Annotated in this window: 17 protein-coding genes; 6 read left to right on the forward strand and 11 right to left on the reverse strand. The window is 63.3% G+C overall.

Annotated elements, in window-relative coordinates:
* Window positions 1–36 precede the first annotated feature (36 nt).
* Window positions 37–2,106 carry an ASKHA domain-containing protein gene (locus RFN28_RS06455; protein WP_320286538.1) on the forward strand — a complete coding sequence of 690 codons (2,070 nt, stop codon included), beginning with the start codon at window positions 37–39 and terminating at the stop codon, window positions 2,104–2,106.
* 217 nt (window positions 2,107–2,323) lie between these two features.
* On the opposite strand, the gene RFN28_RS06460 is transcribed toward RFN28_RS06455, so the two are convergent.
* Window positions 2,324–2,482: a hypothetical protein gene (locus RFN28_RS06460; protein WP_320286539.1), complete on the reverse strand. Its 159-nt coding sequence runs from the start codon at window positions 2,480–2,482 to the stop codon at window positions 2,324–2,326.
* A 351-nt stretch (window positions 2,483–2,833) separates the two neighbouring features.
* Here RFN28_RS06460 and RFN28_RS06465 point away from each other — a divergent pair, with 351 nt between their 5' ends.
* Both RFN28_RS06465 and RFN28_RS06470 read left to right on the forward strand, forming a co-directional pair.
* On the forward strand, window positions 2,834–3,019 hold the full coding sequence (locus tag RFN28_RS06465) for a hypothetical protein (protein WP_320286540.1): 186 nt from the start codon (window positions 2,834–2,836) through the stop codon (window positions 3,017–3,019).
* A 234-nt stretch (window positions 3,020–3,253) separates the two neighbouring features.
* The gene (locus RFN28_RS06470; RefSeq protein WP_320286541.1) at window positions 3,254–4,216 is read left to right on the forward strand and encodes an alpha/beta hydrolase; all 963 of its coding nucleotides are present in this window, start codon (window positions 3,254–3,256) and stop codon (window positions 4,214–4,216) included.
* Window position 4,217: 1 nt separating this feature from the next.
* Here the strand turns inward: RFN28_RS06470 and RFN28_RS06475 are convergent, their stop codons facing one another.
* Window positions 4,218–5,117: a LysR substrate-binding domain-containing protein gene (locus RFN28_RS06475; protein ID WP_320286542.1), complete on the reverse strand. Its 900-nt coding sequence runs from the start codon at window positions 5,115–5,117 to the stop codon at window positions 4,218–4,220.
* 221 nt (window positions 5,118–5,338) lie between these two features.
* On the opposite strand from RFN28_RS06475, the gene RFN28_RS06480 reads away from it, so the two are divergent.
* The 3 genes from RFN28_RS06480 (at window position 5,339) to RFN28_RS06490 (ending at window position 7,270) form a co-directional block, all read left to right on the forward strand.
* Window positions 5,339–5,524 carry a hypothetical protein gene (locus RFN28_RS06480; protein WP_040969852.1) on the forward strand — a complete coding sequence of 62 codons (186 nt, stop codon included), beginning with the start codon at window positions 5,339–5,341 and terminating at the stop codon, window positions 5,522–5,524.
* A 333-nt stretch (window positions 5,525–5,857) separates the two neighbouring features.
* A complete protein-coding gene (locus tag RFN28_RS06485; protein WP_096874880.1) occupies window positions 5,858–5,992 on the forward strand; it encodes a hypothetical protein in 135 nt (44 codons plus the stop codon).
* Between the two features lie 339 nt (window positions 5,993–6,331).
* Window positions 6,332–7,270, forward strand: a complete 939-nt coding sequence (locus tag RFN28_RS06490; protein ID WP_430677404.1) for a GlxA family transcriptional regulator — start codon at window positions 6,332–6,334, stop codon at window positions 7,268–7,270.
* Between the two features lie 4 nt (window positions 7,271–7,274).
* On the opposite strand, the gene RFN28_RS06495 is transcribed toward RFN28_RS06490, so the two are convergent.
* From RFN28_RS06495 to RFN28_RS06535, 9 genes are all read right to left on the reverse strand, one after another.
* The gene (locus RFN28_RS06495) at window positions 7,275–8,081 is read right to left on the reverse strand and encodes an ABC transporter ATP-binding protein (protein ID WP_320286543.1); all 807 of its coding nucleotides are present in this window, start codon (window positions 8,079–8,081) and stop codon (window positions 7,275–7,277) included.
* Entirely contained in the window at window positions 8,078–8,854 is a 777-nt protein-coding gene (locus RFN28_RS06500; protein WP_320286544.1) for an ABC transporter permease, read from the reverse strand. The genes RFN28_RS06495 and RFN28_RS06500 overlap by 4 nt, the downstream gene beginning before the upstream one ends.
* A 165-nt stretch (window positions 8,855–9,019) precedes the next feature.
* Window positions 9,020–9,970 (reverse strand): ABC transporter substrate-binding protein, encoded by a 951-nt coding sequence (locus tag RFN28_RS06505; protein WP_320286545.1) that lies wholly within the window; start codon window positions 9,968–9,970, stop codon window positions 9,020–9,022.
* A gap of 157 nt (window positions 9,971–10,127) precedes the next feature.
* Window positions 10,128–10,472, reverse strand: coding sequence for a peptidase inhibitor family I36 protein (locus tag RFN28_RS06510; protein WP_320286546.1), 345 nt, complete (start codon window positions 10,470–10,472; stop codon window positions 10,128–10,130).
* A 343-nt stretch (window positions 10,473–10,815) separates the two neighbouring features.
* On the reverse strand, window positions 10,816–11,664 hold the full coding sequence (locus tag RFN28_RS06515; protein WP_320286547.1) for a DUF1194 domain-containing protein: 849 nt from the start codon (window positions 11,662–11,664) through the stop codon (window positions 10,816–10,818).
* Between the two features lie 88 nt (window positions 11,665–11,752).
* Window positions 11,753–14,314 carry a GcvT family protein gene (locus RFN28_RS06520; RefSeq protein WP_320286548.1) on the reverse strand — a complete coding sequence of 854 codons (2,562 nt, stop codon included), beginning with the start codon at window positions 14,312–14,314 and terminating at the stop codon, window positions 11,753–11,755.
* Between the two features lie 145 nt (window positions 14,315–14,459).
* Entirely contained in the window at window positions 14,460–15,239 is a 780-nt protein-coding gene (locus RFN28_RS06525; protein WP_320286549.1) for a hydroxymethylpyrimidine/phosphomethylpyrimidine kinase, read from the reverse strand.
* A complete protein-coding gene (locus RFN28_RS06530) occupies window positions 15,230–15,835 on the reverse strand; it encodes a thiamine phosphate synthase (protein WP_320286550.1) in 606 nt (201 codons plus the stop codon). The genes RFN28_RS06525 and RFN28_RS06530 overlap by 10 nt, the downstream gene beginning before the upstream one ends.
* Window positions 15,832–16,605, reverse strand: a complete 774-nt coding sequence (locus tag RFN28_RS06535; protein ID WP_320286551.1) for a thiazole synthase — start codon at window positions 16,603–16,605, stop codon at window positions 15,832–15,834. Before RFN28_RS06535 ends, RFN28_RS06530 begins: the two co-directional genes overlap by 4 nt.

Raw genomic sequence — 16,605 nt, forward strand, 5'->3', positions numbered from 1 at the left:
ACGGCATCGGCAATTGCCATTGAGACTCGTGCCAGCATGAATCCGCCACCCAACATCACCGATCCGCTCGTGCTGTTCATGCCGTCCGGCAAGCGCGGGCGGTTCCCTGTTGGTACGCCGGTGCTTGATGCCGCGCGCCAGCTCGGCGTCTATGTCGAGAGCGTGTGCGGCGGCCGGGCCACTTGCGGGCGCTGCCAGATCGAGGTGCAGGAAGGCAATTTCGCCAAGCACAAGATCGTCTCGTCCAACGACCACATCTCGCCCAAGGGCTCCAAGGAAGAGCGCTACGAGCGCGTGCGCGGCCTGCCCGAACGCCGCCGCCTCTCCTGTTCGGCGCAGATCCTCGGCGACCTCGTAGTCGACGTGCCGCAGGACACGGTCATCAACGCCCAGACCATCCGCAAGGACGCCGACACCAGGGTGATCGCCCGCGATACGGCGATCCGCATGTGCTATGTCGAGATCGAAGAACCCGACATGCACAAGCCGCTCGGCGATCTCGACCGCCTGAAGCTCGCGCTGATGAGGGACTGGGGCTTCAAGAACCTCGAATTCGACTTCTACCTCATGCCGCAGGTGCAGGGCATCCTGCGCAAGGGCAACTGGACAGCCACCGCCGCCATCCACAAGGATGCCGACAGCGACATCGCGCGCGTCATCGCGCTGTGGCCGGGCCTGAAGAACGAGGCCTACGGGCTTGCCTGCGACATCGGCTCGACGACGATTGCTATGCATCTGGTGTCGCTGCTCTCTGGCCGCGTCGCCGCCTCCTCAGGCACCTCCAATCCGCAGATCCGCTTCGGCGAGGATCTGATGAGCCGCGTCTCCTACGTGATGATGAATCCGGACGGCCGCGAAGGCATGACGGTCGCCGTGCGCGAGGCGGTTTCAAGCCTCGTCGACAAGGTCTGCGCGGAAGGCAACGTCCAGCGTAACGACATCCTCGACGCAGTGTTCGTCGGCAATCCGATCATGCACCATCTGTTCCTCGGCATCGATCCGACCGAGCTCGGCGGCGCGCCGTTTGCGCTGGCCGTCTCTGGCGCCGTGCGCATCAAGGCCTCCGATCTCGGCCTCAAGCTGAACCAGGGCGCGCGCCTCTATATGCTGCCCTGCATTGCCGGCCATGTCGGCGCTGACGCCGCCGCCGTCACCCTCTCCGAAGGCCCGCATCGCCAGGACGAGATGATGCTGATCGTCGATGTCGGCACCAATGCCGAGATCGTGCTCGGCAACAGCACCCGCGTCGTGGCCGCCTCCTCCCCAACGGGCCCGGCCTTCGAGGGCGCGGAAATCTCTGGCGGCCAGCGCGCGGCGCCCGGTGCCATCGAGCGCGTGCGTATCGACCCCGAAACGCTTGAGCCTCGTTACCGCGTCATCGGCTCCGAGCTCTGGTCCGATCAGCCGGGTTTCGCCGAAAGCGTTCAGGCGACCGGTGTGACCGGCATTTGCGGGTCCGGAATCATCGAAGTGGTGGCCGAGATGTATCTGACGGGGATCATCTCGGAAGACGGCGTCGTCGACGGCTCGCTCAGCGAGCGCTCGCCGCGCGTCGTCGCCAACGGCCGCACCTTCTCCTATGTGCTGAAGGACGGCGAGCCGAAGATCACCATCACCCAGAACGATGTGCGCGCCATCCAGCTTGCCAAGGCAGCCCTTTATGCCGGCACCAAGCTGCTCATGGAAAAACAGCACACCGACCATGTCGACAGCATCCATTTCGCCGGCGCGTTCGGCTCCTTCATCGATCCGAAATACGCCATGGTGCTGGGGCTGATCCCCGACTGCGACCTCGCCAAGGTCAAGGCTGTCGGCAACGCCGCCGGTGCCGGCGCGCGCATGGCGCTCCTCAATCGCGGCTACCGCCGCGAGATCGAAGAGACGGTGAGCCGGATCGAGAAGATCGAGACGGCGCTAGAGCCAAAATTCCAGGAGCACTTCGTCTACGCCATGGCGCTGCCGAACAAGATCGACCCGTTCCCGAAGCTGGCCGCCGCAGTGAAGCTGCCGCCGCGCAAGACGATAAGCGACGACGGCGCCGCCGGCGATGCCACCCCGCGCCGGCGCTCGCGCGAGGAGCGTGCGGCTCGGCGCGGCCGCGGCTAAAGCATGTCTCCCGAAATTGGGAACCGGTTTCGAGACAAGGACATGCGTAAATCAAAAGCCTAAGCGCATAGAGCGAATCTGAAAGATCGCGATGCGCTTTAGGATGATCCGCCGTCACGGCAGCGACCAAGCGGGCAGCTCGCGCAGAATCCAGCCCTGCCAGCCATCCTTAAGCGCGATCGGCACCGAACCTGTCGCGACAGCTGTGTAAGCAGTTTCAACCGGCGATGGCGCGGACGATTGCGAAGCCTACGCCGATCGCGAGGCCGGTGAAGAGCTTGCCGGCCAGATCGAGGACAATGGCGCGGACCTTGCCCCAAACGTCTGTACGGGGTTGCCGAAGAACTGCTGTTATGTCGTCAAAGATCGCTTCCATGGTTGCCACCTTGCGATTTCTTTGAGCGGCAAGACTAGATCAGATCCGGGGAGTTGTGAATTCCCCTTCCCACGAACAGATCTTGCCATCCACAACGCACGGGACGAATATAGTTCCCTCGGTGCGGCGACCTCATTCACCGAAGATCGCTTGGCAATGAAGTTCCCCTCCGTCGAAACGTAAAAACCGACACGTTCGATTTCCTTTGCATGCAAATGTTTCGAGATCCGCCGATCCGGAAACCGAAACCCTGTTTTCGCGAAATCCATCCGATACATGCGCGAGACATTTAACGGCCCATCGAGCGGCGGCTGGGGATGGTCCTCGGCCCCGCTCTTCAGGGAGACGAAAATGTCGATGTTCGAGAATCTCGGCCGCTTCGGTGTGACCATCAGGCAGGCCCATGCCAGGAACAAGGCGATCCGCGCGCTCAACGACCTGCCGCCGCATGTCCGGAAGGACATCGGGTGGCCGGCCTCGCCGCCGAGCGACCCGCAGGCAGTTCTTCACAAGCTGCTTCTGGGCACGCCGCGCTGATGACCTTCGCCGACAAATGCAAACTGCTCGGCAGGCGCCGGGGCCGGCAGGTGGCCTCGGCGACCGGCGACAACAAGCTTCGCGCCGCGCTGCTGCCAGGGCGGCGGTGACGCGACCGCCGTCGCATCACGCCGATGTGCCCTCGGCGAGCCTTGACATTTTTAACTGAGGTACAATCTTCGAATAGCAGAGGGAATTCTCTTAGTCGGCTCCGCCGAAGTCCGTGTACCCCGCATGCCCAGTTTGAAAAGCCACGTCGTTTCGTTCATTCTTAGGCACAGCCGCAAGAAGGCCTTTTCCAGTCCCGAAAATCTGCAGCGCTGGATTGCCTACGCCCGCAAGACGGAAGACTATCACCCGCCGGCCTTGCTGAAGGCGCGACTCGATATCGCCGAGACAAGCGTCGATGGCTTTCCTGTCTACGAGATCGCGCCGAAAACCGGCGAGAGCCGGCGCATCTTGTATTTGCATGGCGGCGCCTTCGTCTTTCAGATGACGTCCTATCACTGGGTGCTGATCGCCGAGATGGCGGAGCGGCTGGGTTTCGCCGTCACCGTGCCGATCTATCCGATCGCGCCGGAGCACAATTTCCATGACATGTTCGGCATGGTCGGCGATGTCTACCGGCACATGCTCGAGGAGACCGATGCCGAGGACATCATCTTCATGGGCGATTCCGCCGGCGGCAACATGGCCGTGGTGCTCACCATGATGGCCGCCGAGGAAGGCCTTCCCGCACCGTCGCACCACGTGCTGATCTCGCCCGGCCTCGATATGTCGCTGTCCAATCCGGAAGTATTCGAGGCGGAGCGCAACGATCCCTGGCTCGGCATTCCCGGCGGGCTTGAGGCGATCCGGCTCTACAGCGCCGGCATCGATCGCGCGGACTGGCGCATCAGCCCGCTCTACGGCGATCTCTCGGTGCTGCCGAAGACGCTGCTGCTCACCGGCTCGCGCGACCTGCTCAGCCCCGACAATCTGATCTTCGCCGAAAGGGCGCGCGCCGCCGGCGTCGAGGTCGAGGTCGTCTACGAAGAAGGCATGTTCCACGTCTGGCCGCTGATCGAGATGCCGGAAGCGCGCCGCGCGCGCGACAGCATCGTCGACTTCCTTACAGGCGAACCGGCACTGCGCCCGGCCCGCGCACCGCGCCGGACCGAAGCTACCTACGCCCCGCGGCCTGCGGCGGCCGAATAGCTCAGAACTTGCCGGTTTCGCGGAACAGCTCGAACGTCGCGCGGATGTGATCGGCGACAGCCTTGACCGGCGCGCTGGCATCGGGCGCCACCACCATGGCGAGATTGTAGGTGCCGATATCGGGCATGCCGTCCTTCTGGCCGAGTTCAACCATCTCGTCGCCGAGGAAGGATTTGGGCAGCGGCGCCACCGCAAGATCCGCCATGATCGCGGCGCGCTGGCCGGCCGTGTGAGCGCTCATATAGGCAACGCGGTAGTTGCGGCCCTCGCGGCCGAGCGCTTCCAGGGCGCCAGCCCGCCAGGCGCACCCCTCCTCCCACAGCGATACCGGTAGCGGTTCGCGCAGATGCGCACAGCCGCCCTTGGCGCCGGCCCAGACGATCGGCTCGGTCAAAAGCACCTCGGCGCCGAGCGCGCTGGTCTTGTAGGAATTGGTGAGCAGCGTGATGTCCAGCGCACGGTCGTCCATGCGGCGGCGCAGATTGATGCTCTGGTCGATGGTGACGTCGACAGCGATCGACGGGTGCGACTGCGCGAAGCGCTTCAGGACATGCGGCAGCACGCGCTCGCCATAGTCGTCCGGGGAGCCGAGCCGCACCACGCCGACAATGTCGGGAATGATGAACTTCGACACCACCTCGCGATTGATCGACAACAGCCGCCGGGCATAGCCGAGCAGCATCTCGCCGTCGGTGGTCAGCGTCACCGAACGCGCATCGCGCGCGAAGACGGAGCGGCCGAGAATGTCCTCCAGCTTCTTGATCTGCATGGAGACGGCCGAGGGCGTGCGGAACACCGCAGTGGCGGCAGTGGTGAAGCTGCCGGTCTCGGCGATCGCCACGAAAGTGCGCAGCACATCGAGATCGAGCAGCGGCAAAGGATGGTTGAGCGGGGCATTCATCGGAGCTTGCCTTCAATTTTTCTGATGCAAACGATCATCCCATTTCGTTTGATTGAACATCACTTCGAGCGCATAGTCAACTCGATCGATGCAGGACGCTGCCAAAGGCAGCCACCAGATGACCATGACATGGACCTGCGATCGACCTGAAATGAAGCTGAAACAGACCTGACGTAAACGCATTGGCGGGCGGCCCCCTGCCCGATTCGAGGAGAAAGAGAATGTCCATCCTGTCATCCATCGGTCGGCTAGCGACCGAATTCAGCGCGGCTCGCGCCCGCTACCAGACCGAACGTGCCATCCATGCGCTGCCGATCGAGCTGCAGAAGGATATCGGCTGGCCGGAAGCCGCCGATGCCAAGACCGGAGTGCGCCTCGGCGTCGGAACCTGGGCCGGAGCGAAGTAACAAAGTGTGCGTAAAATGCTGAAGGCCTGCCGCATCAGCCCGGCAGGCCTTTTTGTTTGCACTCAAACGGGTTTTCCAGCCATGCGGCCGCTGCATGACGCATATGAACCACCCGCATAGCGGTTTGATTTTCGAATTAAACCATTGTAAATAATGGCGAATTCTAAGCAGTTTGCCCAAAAATGTCGCAATTGATGTCGCTTTTCATATCAAGCGGTTCGCTTTTGCGATTTAGTTCTTGCTGAAGCGGGCCTATATCACAGCCAGCAAAAACGAGCTGCCCCACTCCATTAAGCGAAGGCGACCCGTCTGAGCAACTTGATGGAGATGACAATGAAGCTGTTTGCCCGCCTTTTCCCCCGCCGCGAAATGAACCTGACGACCGCTCTCGAGCGTCAGCGTCTTGCCAAGACCATGCCCGGCCAGGCCGGCGCCATGGCCGCTGCCCGCCTTGGCTTCGTTGCCTGAGACGGCCTTTGCCGACGGCAGTTGATGCCGTCGTATTGGATGGAATTTGACGCCGCCCGGCTCCTCCGAGGCGGCGTTTCATTTTTGATGGCTCGGTTCTTGGGTACCTGAGGTGGTGGTCTCAAGGCGCGCGCCATCGGCGATTGCCCATTTGCGACCCGTGTCGCAAATATAATCTTCACTTAGCCGTCTACCCGATTGACAGGAATGGTTTTTCCTGATGTCGCTATGCTATTAGCGACATTCTGTTCGCGTCATGGCCGCGTGAGGTTTACCGTGAATGCCGTAAAGCACCCGATCAAGAGATCGTTCGTATTCTTCCTCGTTCCCGACTTCACCATGATCGCCTTCGCGACGGCGCTCGACCCGCTGCGCTCGGCCAACCGCATGCTCGGCTACGATGCCTATACTTGGCGTCTGGCAAGCATCGACGGCAAGCCGGTGCGCGCCTCGAATGGTGTCGAATGCGCCGTCAACACCTCGCTCGAGGAAGAGCGCAGGAAGATGGCCGGGCCGGACAGGCCGAACATGGCGATCGTCTGCAGCGGCATCAATGTCGAGCGCTACCACAACAAGTCGGCCTTCGCGTGGCTGCGCGAGGAATATAATCGCGGCGTTGCCGTCGGCGGCCTGTGCACCGGCGCGCATATCCTGGCCGCCGCCGGGCTGCTTTCGAACAAGCGCTGCGCCATTCACTGGGAAAACCTGCCGGGCTTTTCGGAGGCCTTCCCGAAGGCGAACGTCTTCGCCGATCTCTTCGAGGTCGACCAGAACATCTATACCTGCGCCGGCGGAACCGCCGCACTCGACATGATGCTGAAGCTGATCGGCGACGACTTCGACGAAAGCCTCGTCAACCGCGTCTGCGAGCAGGTGCTGACCGACCGCGTGCGCAGCCCGACCGATCGCCAGCGCCTGCCGCTGCGCGCGCGCCTCGGCGTCCAGAACTCCAAGGTGCTGACCATCATCGAGCTCATGGAGGCGAACCTCTCCGAGCCGCTGTCGCTGATCGAGATCGCCGACCATGTCGATCTATCGCGCCGGCAGATCGAGCGCCTGTTCCGCACCGAGATGGGCCGCTCCCCTGCTCGCTACTACCTGGAGATCCGGCTCGACCGCGCCAGACACCTGCTCATACAGTCGTCGATGCCGGTGGTCGAGGTGGCGGTGGCCTGCGGATTCGTCTCGGCCTCGCACTTCTCCAAATGCTACCGCGAGCTATACGCCCGCTCGCCGCAGCAGGAACGGGTCGACCGCAAGCAATTGTTGGCCGCCTGAGCAGTCAGGTAGCGACTGCTTGGGCGGACTGCGTCTGAGCCGTCCGCATGGCCTCGATGCGGATATCTTCGGTCAACTGCGCCTTCAGGGACGAGAATTCCGGGCTGGTCTTCAGCGTGTAGTGGCGCGGATGCGGCAGGTCGACCCGCACGTCCGACTTGATGCGGCCGGGCCTGGCCGTCATCACGATCACGCGCGAGGCCATAAAGATCGCTTCCTCGATATCGTGGGTGACGAACAGCACCGTCTTCTTGCGCCGCTCCCAGATGCCCAGCAGCAACTCCTGCATCAACCCGCGCGTCTGGTTGTCCAGCGCGCCGAACGGCTCGTCGAGCAACAGGATCGCGGGGTCGTTGGCGAGCGCACGCGCGATCGCCGTGCGCTGCTGCATGCCGCCCGAAAGCTGCTTTGGCCAATGGTTCTCGAAACCCTTCAGCCCGACAAGGTCGACATAGGAAGCGACGATGACGTTGCGCTCGCGCTCTGGCATGCCGCGCTCGCGCAGCCCGAACGCAATGTTTTCCGCGACGGTGAGCCACGGAAACAGCGTATAGGACTGGAAGACCATGCCGCGATCCGGCCCCGGTCGGGTGACAGCCTTGCCGTCGAGCACGACACGGCCGGTGCTCGGTGCCTCCAGCCCGGCGACGATCCTGAGCAAGGTCGATTTTCCGCAGCCGGATGGGCCGAGGATGGTGATAAAATCATTGGCCGCGACGGCAAGGTCGACGGGCTGCAGCGCCTGCACCGGATTGCCGCCGCGCACCCCGGCGAAGGTCCGCGAGACGCCTTCGATGAGAAGCTTGCTCACGCCAGGCTCCACGGATAGAGCCAGCGGTTGAGCGCCTTGAAGGCGAAATCGGACAACAGCCCGATCAGCCCGATGACGATGATGCCGAAGATGATCTGCCCGGTCGCCAGCCGCGACTGGCTGTTGATGATCATGTAGCCGATGCCGGACGACGAGCCGATCAGTTCGGCCACGATGACATAGGTCCAGGCCCAGCCGAGCACCAGTCGCAGCGTCTCGGCGATCTCCGGCGCGTTGGCCGGCATGATCACCCGCTTGACGATGCCGTTGTCGGTCGCGCCCAGCGTGTAGGCCGCCTCGACCAGGTCGCGCCTCGTACTGCCGACCTTGACCGCGATGATCAGGATGATCTGGAAGACCGAGCCGACGAGGATCACCAGCAGCTTTTCCAATTCACCGATGCCGGCCCACAGGATGAGCAGCGGGATGAAGGCCGATGCCGGCAGGTAGCGGGCGAAGGACACGAACGGCTCCAGGAATGCTTCGACTGGCTTCCAGGCACCCATGGCGATGCCGAGCGGCACGGCGATGACCGAGGCCAGCACAAAGCCGCCGAAAACGCGCCAGATCGTGATCAGGATGTCGAGCCAGAAGCGGTCCTCGACCAGAAGCCGCCAGCCATCGCGGAGCATCGACAGAGGATCGGCAAGAAAGATCCGGTTCACATGGCCGCCAAGCGTAATCCAGGCCCAGAACGCCACAAAGAGCACAAAGAAGGCGATGCCGAGCACGGTTCGGGCGCCCGGCGGCACGGGATGCAAGGGGCGCAGCATCAAGCACCTGTCCTTAAAGCATGTCTCCCGAAAGTGGGAACCGGTTTCGGGATAAGGCATGCGTAAAATCAAAACCAAAGCGCAGGGCGCAAATCTGAAAGATCGCGACGCGCTTTAAGAGAAGGAACGGCGGCTGGCCGCCGCCGTCGGTCGAGGGGTGCGCGATCAGTTGGCCACTGCGCTGGTGTCGGCAAGCGTCGTCACATCAGGGGCTTCCTTGATGAGCCCCATCTGCAGCAAAAGCTCCGCCGCGGTCTTGGAAAAGTCCTGGAATTCCTTGGTGAAGAACTGCTTGTTCTCTTCCCGGTCGGCCCATTTCAGGTACTTGGCGGAGTCCTCGAATTCCTTGGCCGACTGCTTCACGTCGGCGCCCATGATCTCGTAGGATTTCTGCGGCTCCTTCTTGATCATGTCGAGTGCGTCGAAATAGCTGTCGGCCAGCGCCTTGGCGGCATCGGGATTGGCCTTGAGGAAGTCCGGCGTGCAGCCGACGGTGTCCAGCACCATCGGATAGTCGAGCGTGGTCGCCAGGATATGGCCTTGGTCGGTCTTGTCGCGCACCGCCGAAATGAAGGGCTCGTAGGTGACGGCGGCGTCGTTCTGGCCCGCGAGGAAAGCCTGCGCTGCCGCATCAGGCTCCAGATTGACGACCGTCACGTCCTTGGTCGACATGCCGTTCTTATTGAGCACCCAGGCGAGCAGGAAATAGGGCGAGGTGCCCGGCGCTGACGATGCGACATTCTTGCCCTTGAGGTCAGCGACCGTCTTGATGTCGTTGCGCACGACGATGCCGTCGGCGCCGTAGGACTTGTCGAGCTGAAAGATCTGCTTGGTGGTGACGCCGCTGGCGTTCCACACCATCCAGGTCTCGACCGTGGTCGCCGCGCATTGCAGGTCACCGCTGGCAATCGCCAGCGGGCGGCTCGCCTGCGGAACCTTCTTCAGCGTGACGTTCAAGCCATGTTTCTCGAAAATACCGGCCTGCTTGGCGAGCGTCAGCGGCGCGAAGCCGGTCCAGCCGCTGATGCCGATGGTGAGCGACGTGGCGGCCGTGGCCGGCGCGGCCATTCCGACGGCAGCCGCCAGTGCCGCCGCGAAAATGCTGGTCCTGTTCATCGTGGTTCCCCTGTTATGTGGTGAGAGGAAATGTCTCACAGAGCGCAAAAGCCTTGTCAATGAAGCAGGATCGGTCATGGACCAAGGTCCAAGCCGGCGCAGCGATAGGCCTCCGAAACGTCTTGGTTGGGGCCGATCGCGCGAACGATGTCAGCGCTCAATACTGGTCGCAATAGCACTCGGCCGACGAGATGCGGTCGTTCCAGCCGGAGCCTCCGAAATCGCGGACCCTGCGGTTGAGCTCGATCGAGCGGCCGCGCATGCCTGAATCCTCATAGGCAACGAGGGTGCAGCCCCGGCGTACGAGCACGGAGGAGACACGGTCGTTCCAGAACGAGCCGCCGCGGAAATTGACGCTGTCGTCGGGGCCCATTTCCAGCGAGCGTCCGCGGAAATTTCCATCCTCGAACAGCACGCAGGCGGCCTCGCCGTAGAATTGGGCGCTGGCGCTGCCGGCGCAAAGCAGGGACGCAAGTACGGTCGGAATGAGCAGGCGTTTCATTGTGATTCTTCCTCGTTCAGTCACGTCGAGCGATGCCGCCAGCCCCAGGAGCACTTTGCCATCGTGCCGCGCGCGGAAGCAAGCTCGCGCCTGATCGTCCAGCCGCCAAACTCGGCCCTGCTATAACGCTCCAGACGGAAAACCGCTGCGCACTTTTCTTGGAATTGCTTTCTTTGCCTGTCGCAATTCCGGACGGAAAACCGCTGCGTACTTTTCCTGGAATTGCTTTCCTTGCCTGCCGCAATTCCGGACGAAAAACCGCTGCGCACTTTTCCTGGAATTGCTTTCCTTGCCTGCCGCAATTCCGGACGGAAAACCGCTGCGCACTTTTCCTGGAATTGCTTTAGCGGCTGTCCAGCATCCAGCCGCGGTCGCGCCACAACTTCTCGCCGGCCTGGCAATCGGCGGCCGGCCCGTCGTCGGCGAACAGGACCGGCGGATGGGCCGCCTCTTCCGCCGCCCATTGCTGCGAGGCCGGACCGGCGAGCTCGAGCACCAGCTTGCGGCGGATCGCTTCGGGGAATTGCGTCCAGTCGTTGACCGGGATCATGAAGGCGCCCGGCCCGCCGATAACGCAGTCGCTGTAGTAGCGGTCGAGATTGGCGACGTCGAAGGCGCCGGTGAAACCGCCGCGCGTCATCAGCGGCAGACCGTTGATGGTGATGCCTTGCCGCACCACTTCGTCGCGCGTGATGTCGACCGGCGCGCCCTGGTTGTTGGGTCCGTCGCCCGAGACATCGATGACGCGCTTGGTTCCCTGAAAACCGCTTTCGGCGAAGAGGTCGCTTCCGAAGACAAGCGCGCCGGAGATCGAGGTTCGCCGCGCGCTGTCCGGCGGACTGGCATTGAGCTGGGCCACGAACCGTTCGGCATCGGCACGATTGGCGATCACCGTCCAGGGCACGACCACATGCTGCCATCTGGTGCCGGCCCACTCGACATAGGCGACCGCGATCTTGCCATAGGCGCCGTCGGCAATGGCCTTCAGCACATTGTCATCCGTCAGCGCCGCCGCGTAGCCATGGCGCTGGATCTCGAGTTCCATCGGCGACATTGAGAGCGAGACGTCGACCGCCAGCACCAGCTCGACATCGACCGGCTCGACCGCAGTCGATCGCGCCGTCAGGCCAAGCAGCAGCGCCAGCGCGGCGGCGCCGGAAAGCCAATGCCCTGTACGGCCGGGAGCGGACATGCCGAAACGGTAAGCGATAATCGCGCATGAACAAAGTAAAAAGGCCCGGTGTCGACCGGGCCTTTGCCACTCCAGACGAACGCACGCCTCAGCTGCGTGGCTTCAGGTTCTCCGGGTCGTAGAGCGGCTTGTAGCCGACGCCGGCCACCTCGACCGGATACGTCTCGCCGAAATACTCCACCTGCAGCTTGCGGCCCTCTTGGGCATAGGCCCAGGGCAGATAGGCGAGCGCGATGTTCTTGCCGATCGTCGGGCCGTAAGCGACTGATGTGGTGAAGGAGCGGCGGCCGAGCTCGTCGACCAGCGTCTCGCCGGTCGCCGGATCCTGCACCGGCATGGTGCCGACCGGATAGCGCGCGACGCCGTTGGAATCGGTATTCTCGGTCATCACGAGCGTGCACAGCATCGCCGGCTGATGCTCGCGGGCGCGATATTCCAGGTGCTTGGCCTTGCCGCAGAAGTCGTTCTCCTTGACCTTCGGGCGGGCAAGGTCGGCCTCCAGCAGATTGTACTCGGTCAAGAGGTCTGCATTCTGCAGCCGCAGGCTCTTTTCCATGCGACGCGTGTTGGCATAGGTCTCGACGCCGAACGGCATGACGCCGGTCGAGCGCAGCGCGTCCCAGATGGCAAGCCCGTCCTCGTAGCGCATGTGCAGTTCCCAGCCCTGCTCGCCGACATAGGAGATGCGGAAGGCGGTCACATCCTTGCCGGCGATGCGGATCGGCTTGATCGCGGCGAACGGGAAATTCTCCGGCGAAAGCCCCTGCGGGTCCTCGACCACCTTCTGCAAGGTGGTGCGGGCATTCGGCCCCCAGATGCCGATCGTGACGTACTTCTCGGTCACGTCGGTGACGGTGACATCGAAGCCCTTGTCCTGCGCAGTGCGCTGCATGTAGCGGAAATCGCGCGGGCCGGCGTCGGCGCCGTCGATGACCCGGCAGCGGTCGGCCATGCGGATCACGGTGAAGTCGGCGCGCACCATGCCTTCCTCGTCGAGGAAGTGGGTGTAGATGCCTTTGCCGATATTGTTGTCGCCGCCGATCTTGGCCGCGCACAGCCATTCCAGCAGCGCGACATGGTCCGGTCCCTCAACATCGTACATCGAGAAGTGCGAGAGATTGACGATGCCGCAGTCCTCGCTCATCGCCAGATGCTCGGCATTGGAGACGCGCCAGAAATGGCGGTTGTCCCACTCGTTCTCGCGCACCGGCACGCGGTTGCCGTATTTTTCCAGGAGGTGCTCGTTGGCGGCATAGCCGTGGGCGCGCTCCCAGCCGCCAAGTTCCATGAAATAGCCGCCGAGTTCCTTCTCACGCTCCCAGAAAGGCGAGCGGCGGACGTTGCGGCCCTTGGAGAAGGGCTCGCGCGGATGCACCGCAGGATTGTAGACCTTCATCGCGGTCTCGGTGCAGCGATCCCAGATGAACTGCTCCTGCATCTGGTGCGGATAGAAGCGCGCATAGTCGATGGCGTGATGGTCGATCGCGGTGCGGCCGTCGGTCATCCAGTCGGCGATCAGCTTGCCCATGCCCGGGCCGTCCTTGACCCAGATGGCGACGGCGTACCACAGCCCCCTCACCTTCTGGCTTTCGCCCATGGACGGGCCGCCGTCGGTGGTCACCTGCAGCAGGCCGTTGAAGGAATGGCCTTCATTGTAGCCGAGCTCGCCGAGGATCGGCGTCAGTTCCATGGCGCGCTCCAGCGGCGCCATGATCTGCTCCATGTCGAGGTCGCGTTGCGAGGGCGACAGCCGTGCCTGGTCCTTTTCCAACAGGTCGCGCGGGTGGCAAAGACGCGGATTGGTCTCTTCGTAATATCCCCATTCGATCTGCCCGCCTTCGGCGGTCTTGGGATCGCCGGTGTCGCGCATATAGGCCGAGTTGCCCTGGTCGCGCAGCAGCGGCCAGCCGATCTCCTTGCCGGTGCCGGCGAACTCGTTGTACGGGCCGAAGAAGGTGAGCGGATGGTCGATCGGCATGACCGGCAGGTCCTCGCCGACCAGTTCCGCGGTGAGCCGCCCCCAAATGCCGGTGCAGACCACGACGTAGTCGGCTTCGATCGTGCCGCGCTCAGTCACCACGCCCTTGATGCGGCCGCCCTCGACGATCAGCTCCTTGGCCGAGGTGTTGGCGAAAGCCTGGAGCTTACCGGAGGCTACACCTTGGTCGACCAGCTTGCCGGCGACCGTCTGCGAGCGCGGGATGACAAGGCCGGCGTCAGGGTCCCACAGGCCGCCCTGCACCAGATGTTCTTCGATCAGCGGGAACTTCTTCTTGATCTCGGCCGGCTCGATCAGCCGGGCGCGGGTGCCGAATGCCTTGGCGGAAGCGATCTTGCGCTTGATCTCTTCCATGCGGCCGTCGTCGCCGACGCGCGCGACTTCCAGGCCGCCGATGCGGGCGTAGTGCCCCATCTTCTCGTAGAAATCGATGGAATAGAGCGTCGTCCAGCAGGAGAGGAAGTCGTGGCTGGTGGTGTAGCAGAAGTCCGAGGCATGCGCCGTCGAGCCGATATCGGTCGGGATACCCGACTTGTCGATGCCGACGATGTCGTCCCAGCCACGCTCAATCAGGTGATGGGCGACCGACGCGCCGACGATACCGCCAAGACCGACGATGACGACCTTCGCCTTTTTCGGAAACTCTGCCATTGCCCGCGACTCCAAAGTGGTAAAGCCGGCGGACTATAGGGCCGAGCAGTGGGGTGATTGAAGCCTGTTTGCGACATTAGAAAAAGGGCGAGCGACCCCGATGGCCGAACACGCTTCAACCGGGCCGTCACAGGCGAGGAATTGCTTATGCCCCTGAGCCGGGTTCGCGCTCGATACACCGCAGGAGCTTCTCGAAGACAAACCGCTTGCCTTCGCACACGCTGTCCTCGAGCGGCTTTGAACCGGCCAGATGCGCGGCGATCGCGCTCGCCAGCATGCAGCCGGTCCCGCGCATCGATCCGGCAAGCCTGGGCATGTCGAAGCGGACGGGTTCCCGGTCGCGGCTCAACAGCATATCGGTGGACCTAGGTCCTTCCGCGTGGCCACCCTTGATGAGCAGCGCCTGCGGCCCGTCCGCAAGCAATCGCCTTCCCTGCCGCAGCGCATCATCGTCGTCCAAAGCCAAATCCGAGCCGGTCAGCACCGCCAGCTCGACCAGATTCGGCGTGACAAGACGGCAAAGCGGCATGAGGTCGCGCTTCAGGACTCCGATCGCACCCGGTTCCAGCAATTGCCTGCCCGACGAGGAAGCCAGCACCGGATCGAGGACTGCCGGTATCCGCGGATTTTCGTGCAGCACGGTGGCAACCGCCGCGATGACGCGTCCCGTTGAAAGCATGCCGATCTTTATCGCCGACACCCTATTGGCCCGCAGCGCAGCCCGCATCTGATCGGCGACCAGGCTGGGCTGAATATGGTGGACTGCCGTAACGGATTGATGCGTCTGCACCGTTACCGCGGTGACGGCAACGCAACTGCGCAGGCCGATTGAAGAGATCGTCTCGATGTCGCGCGCAATCCCGGCGCCCCCACTGGAATCCGATCCACCGACAACGAGTACATGCGGGTCTCGGTTCAGCGCCATTGCCCCGTCTTTTTAATCCATTCCCTGGTGCGCGCCTCGGGATCCGGGTTCAGCGTTATGTCAGTCACCACCGCGGCGCTGTCGGCGCCGGCCTCGAAAACGCCGTCAAGCCGCTCGGGATTGAGGCCGCCGATGGCGACCAGCGGAACGGGTGCGACGGCGTCCTTCCAGGCGCGAACCCTATCGAGCCCCTGCGGCGCCCATTTCATCTTCTTCAGGATGGTCGGATAGACGGGACCCAGCGCGACATAGTCGGGCCTGGCTGCCATGGCCGTCTCCAGTTCGTCATGATCGTGGGTGCTCAGCCCGAGCCTGATGCCGGCCGCTCGTATCTCCGGGAGGTTGGCAGTCTGCATATCCTCTTGGCCGAGATGGACGAAGTCGCAGCGCTCCTCGATCGCCAGCCGCCAATGATCGTTGACGATGAGCTGGCAATTGTGTCGGGCGCACAAGGCCTTTGCCTCGCGGATTTCTGCGCGCAGCCTCCCCTCGTCCATGTCCTTGATGCGGAGCTGCACCAGCCTGACGCCGAGCGGCACCAGCCGCTCGATCCAGGCGGCGCTGTCGACGATCAGGTAGAAGGGATCGAGCTTCATGAAAAATCCGCCCTGCCGATTATAGGCGTCGATGGCACGGCAACGTCGCGCGGCTCGAGCAGTCCCGAACCATAGGCTTCGCGGCCGGCATCGACCGCCTTGCTGAAAGCGCGCGCCATGCCCACCGGATCGGCGGCCTTGGCGACCGCCGTGTTGAGGAGCACGGCGTCAAAGCCGAGCTCCATCACGGTTGCCGCGTGCGACGGCCGTCCGAGGCCCGCATCGACGATCAACGGAACATCGGGGAAATGCCCGCGCATCGAGCGCAGCGCGTTGATATTGACCGGCCCGAGCGCCGAGCCGATTGGCGCGCACCACGGCATCAGGACCTTGCAGCCTGCCTCCAGGAGCCGCTCGGCGACGACAACGTCGTCGGTGGTGTAGGGGAATACGCTGAAGCCGTCCTCACAAAGGATGCGTGCGGCCTCGACCAGACCGAACACGTCGGGCTGCAGCGTGTCGTGGTTGCCGATCACTTCGAGCTTGATCCAGGACGTGTCGAAGACCTCGCGCGCCATCTTCGCGGTCGTCACGGCTTCCTTGACCGAATGGCAGCCGGCCGTGTTGGGCAGCACCCTCACGCCGAGCGAGCGGATCAGCGACCAGAATTGTTCGCCGGCCCTGCCGCCGGCCATTTCCCGGCGCAGCGAGACGGTCACCACCGAGGTGCCCGACGCCTTGACCGCCTCGGCAAGGATCGCCGGAGAAGGATATTGGGCGGTGCCCAGCAGCAGGCGCGAGGCCAACTTTGTTCCGAGAAGATCGAACAT

This window comes from Mesorhizobium album, from assembly GCF_033977205.1.
Classification (GTDB): Bacteria; Pseudomonadota; Alphaproteobacteria; order Rhizobiales; family Rhizobiaceae; genus Mesorhizobium; species Mesorhizobium album.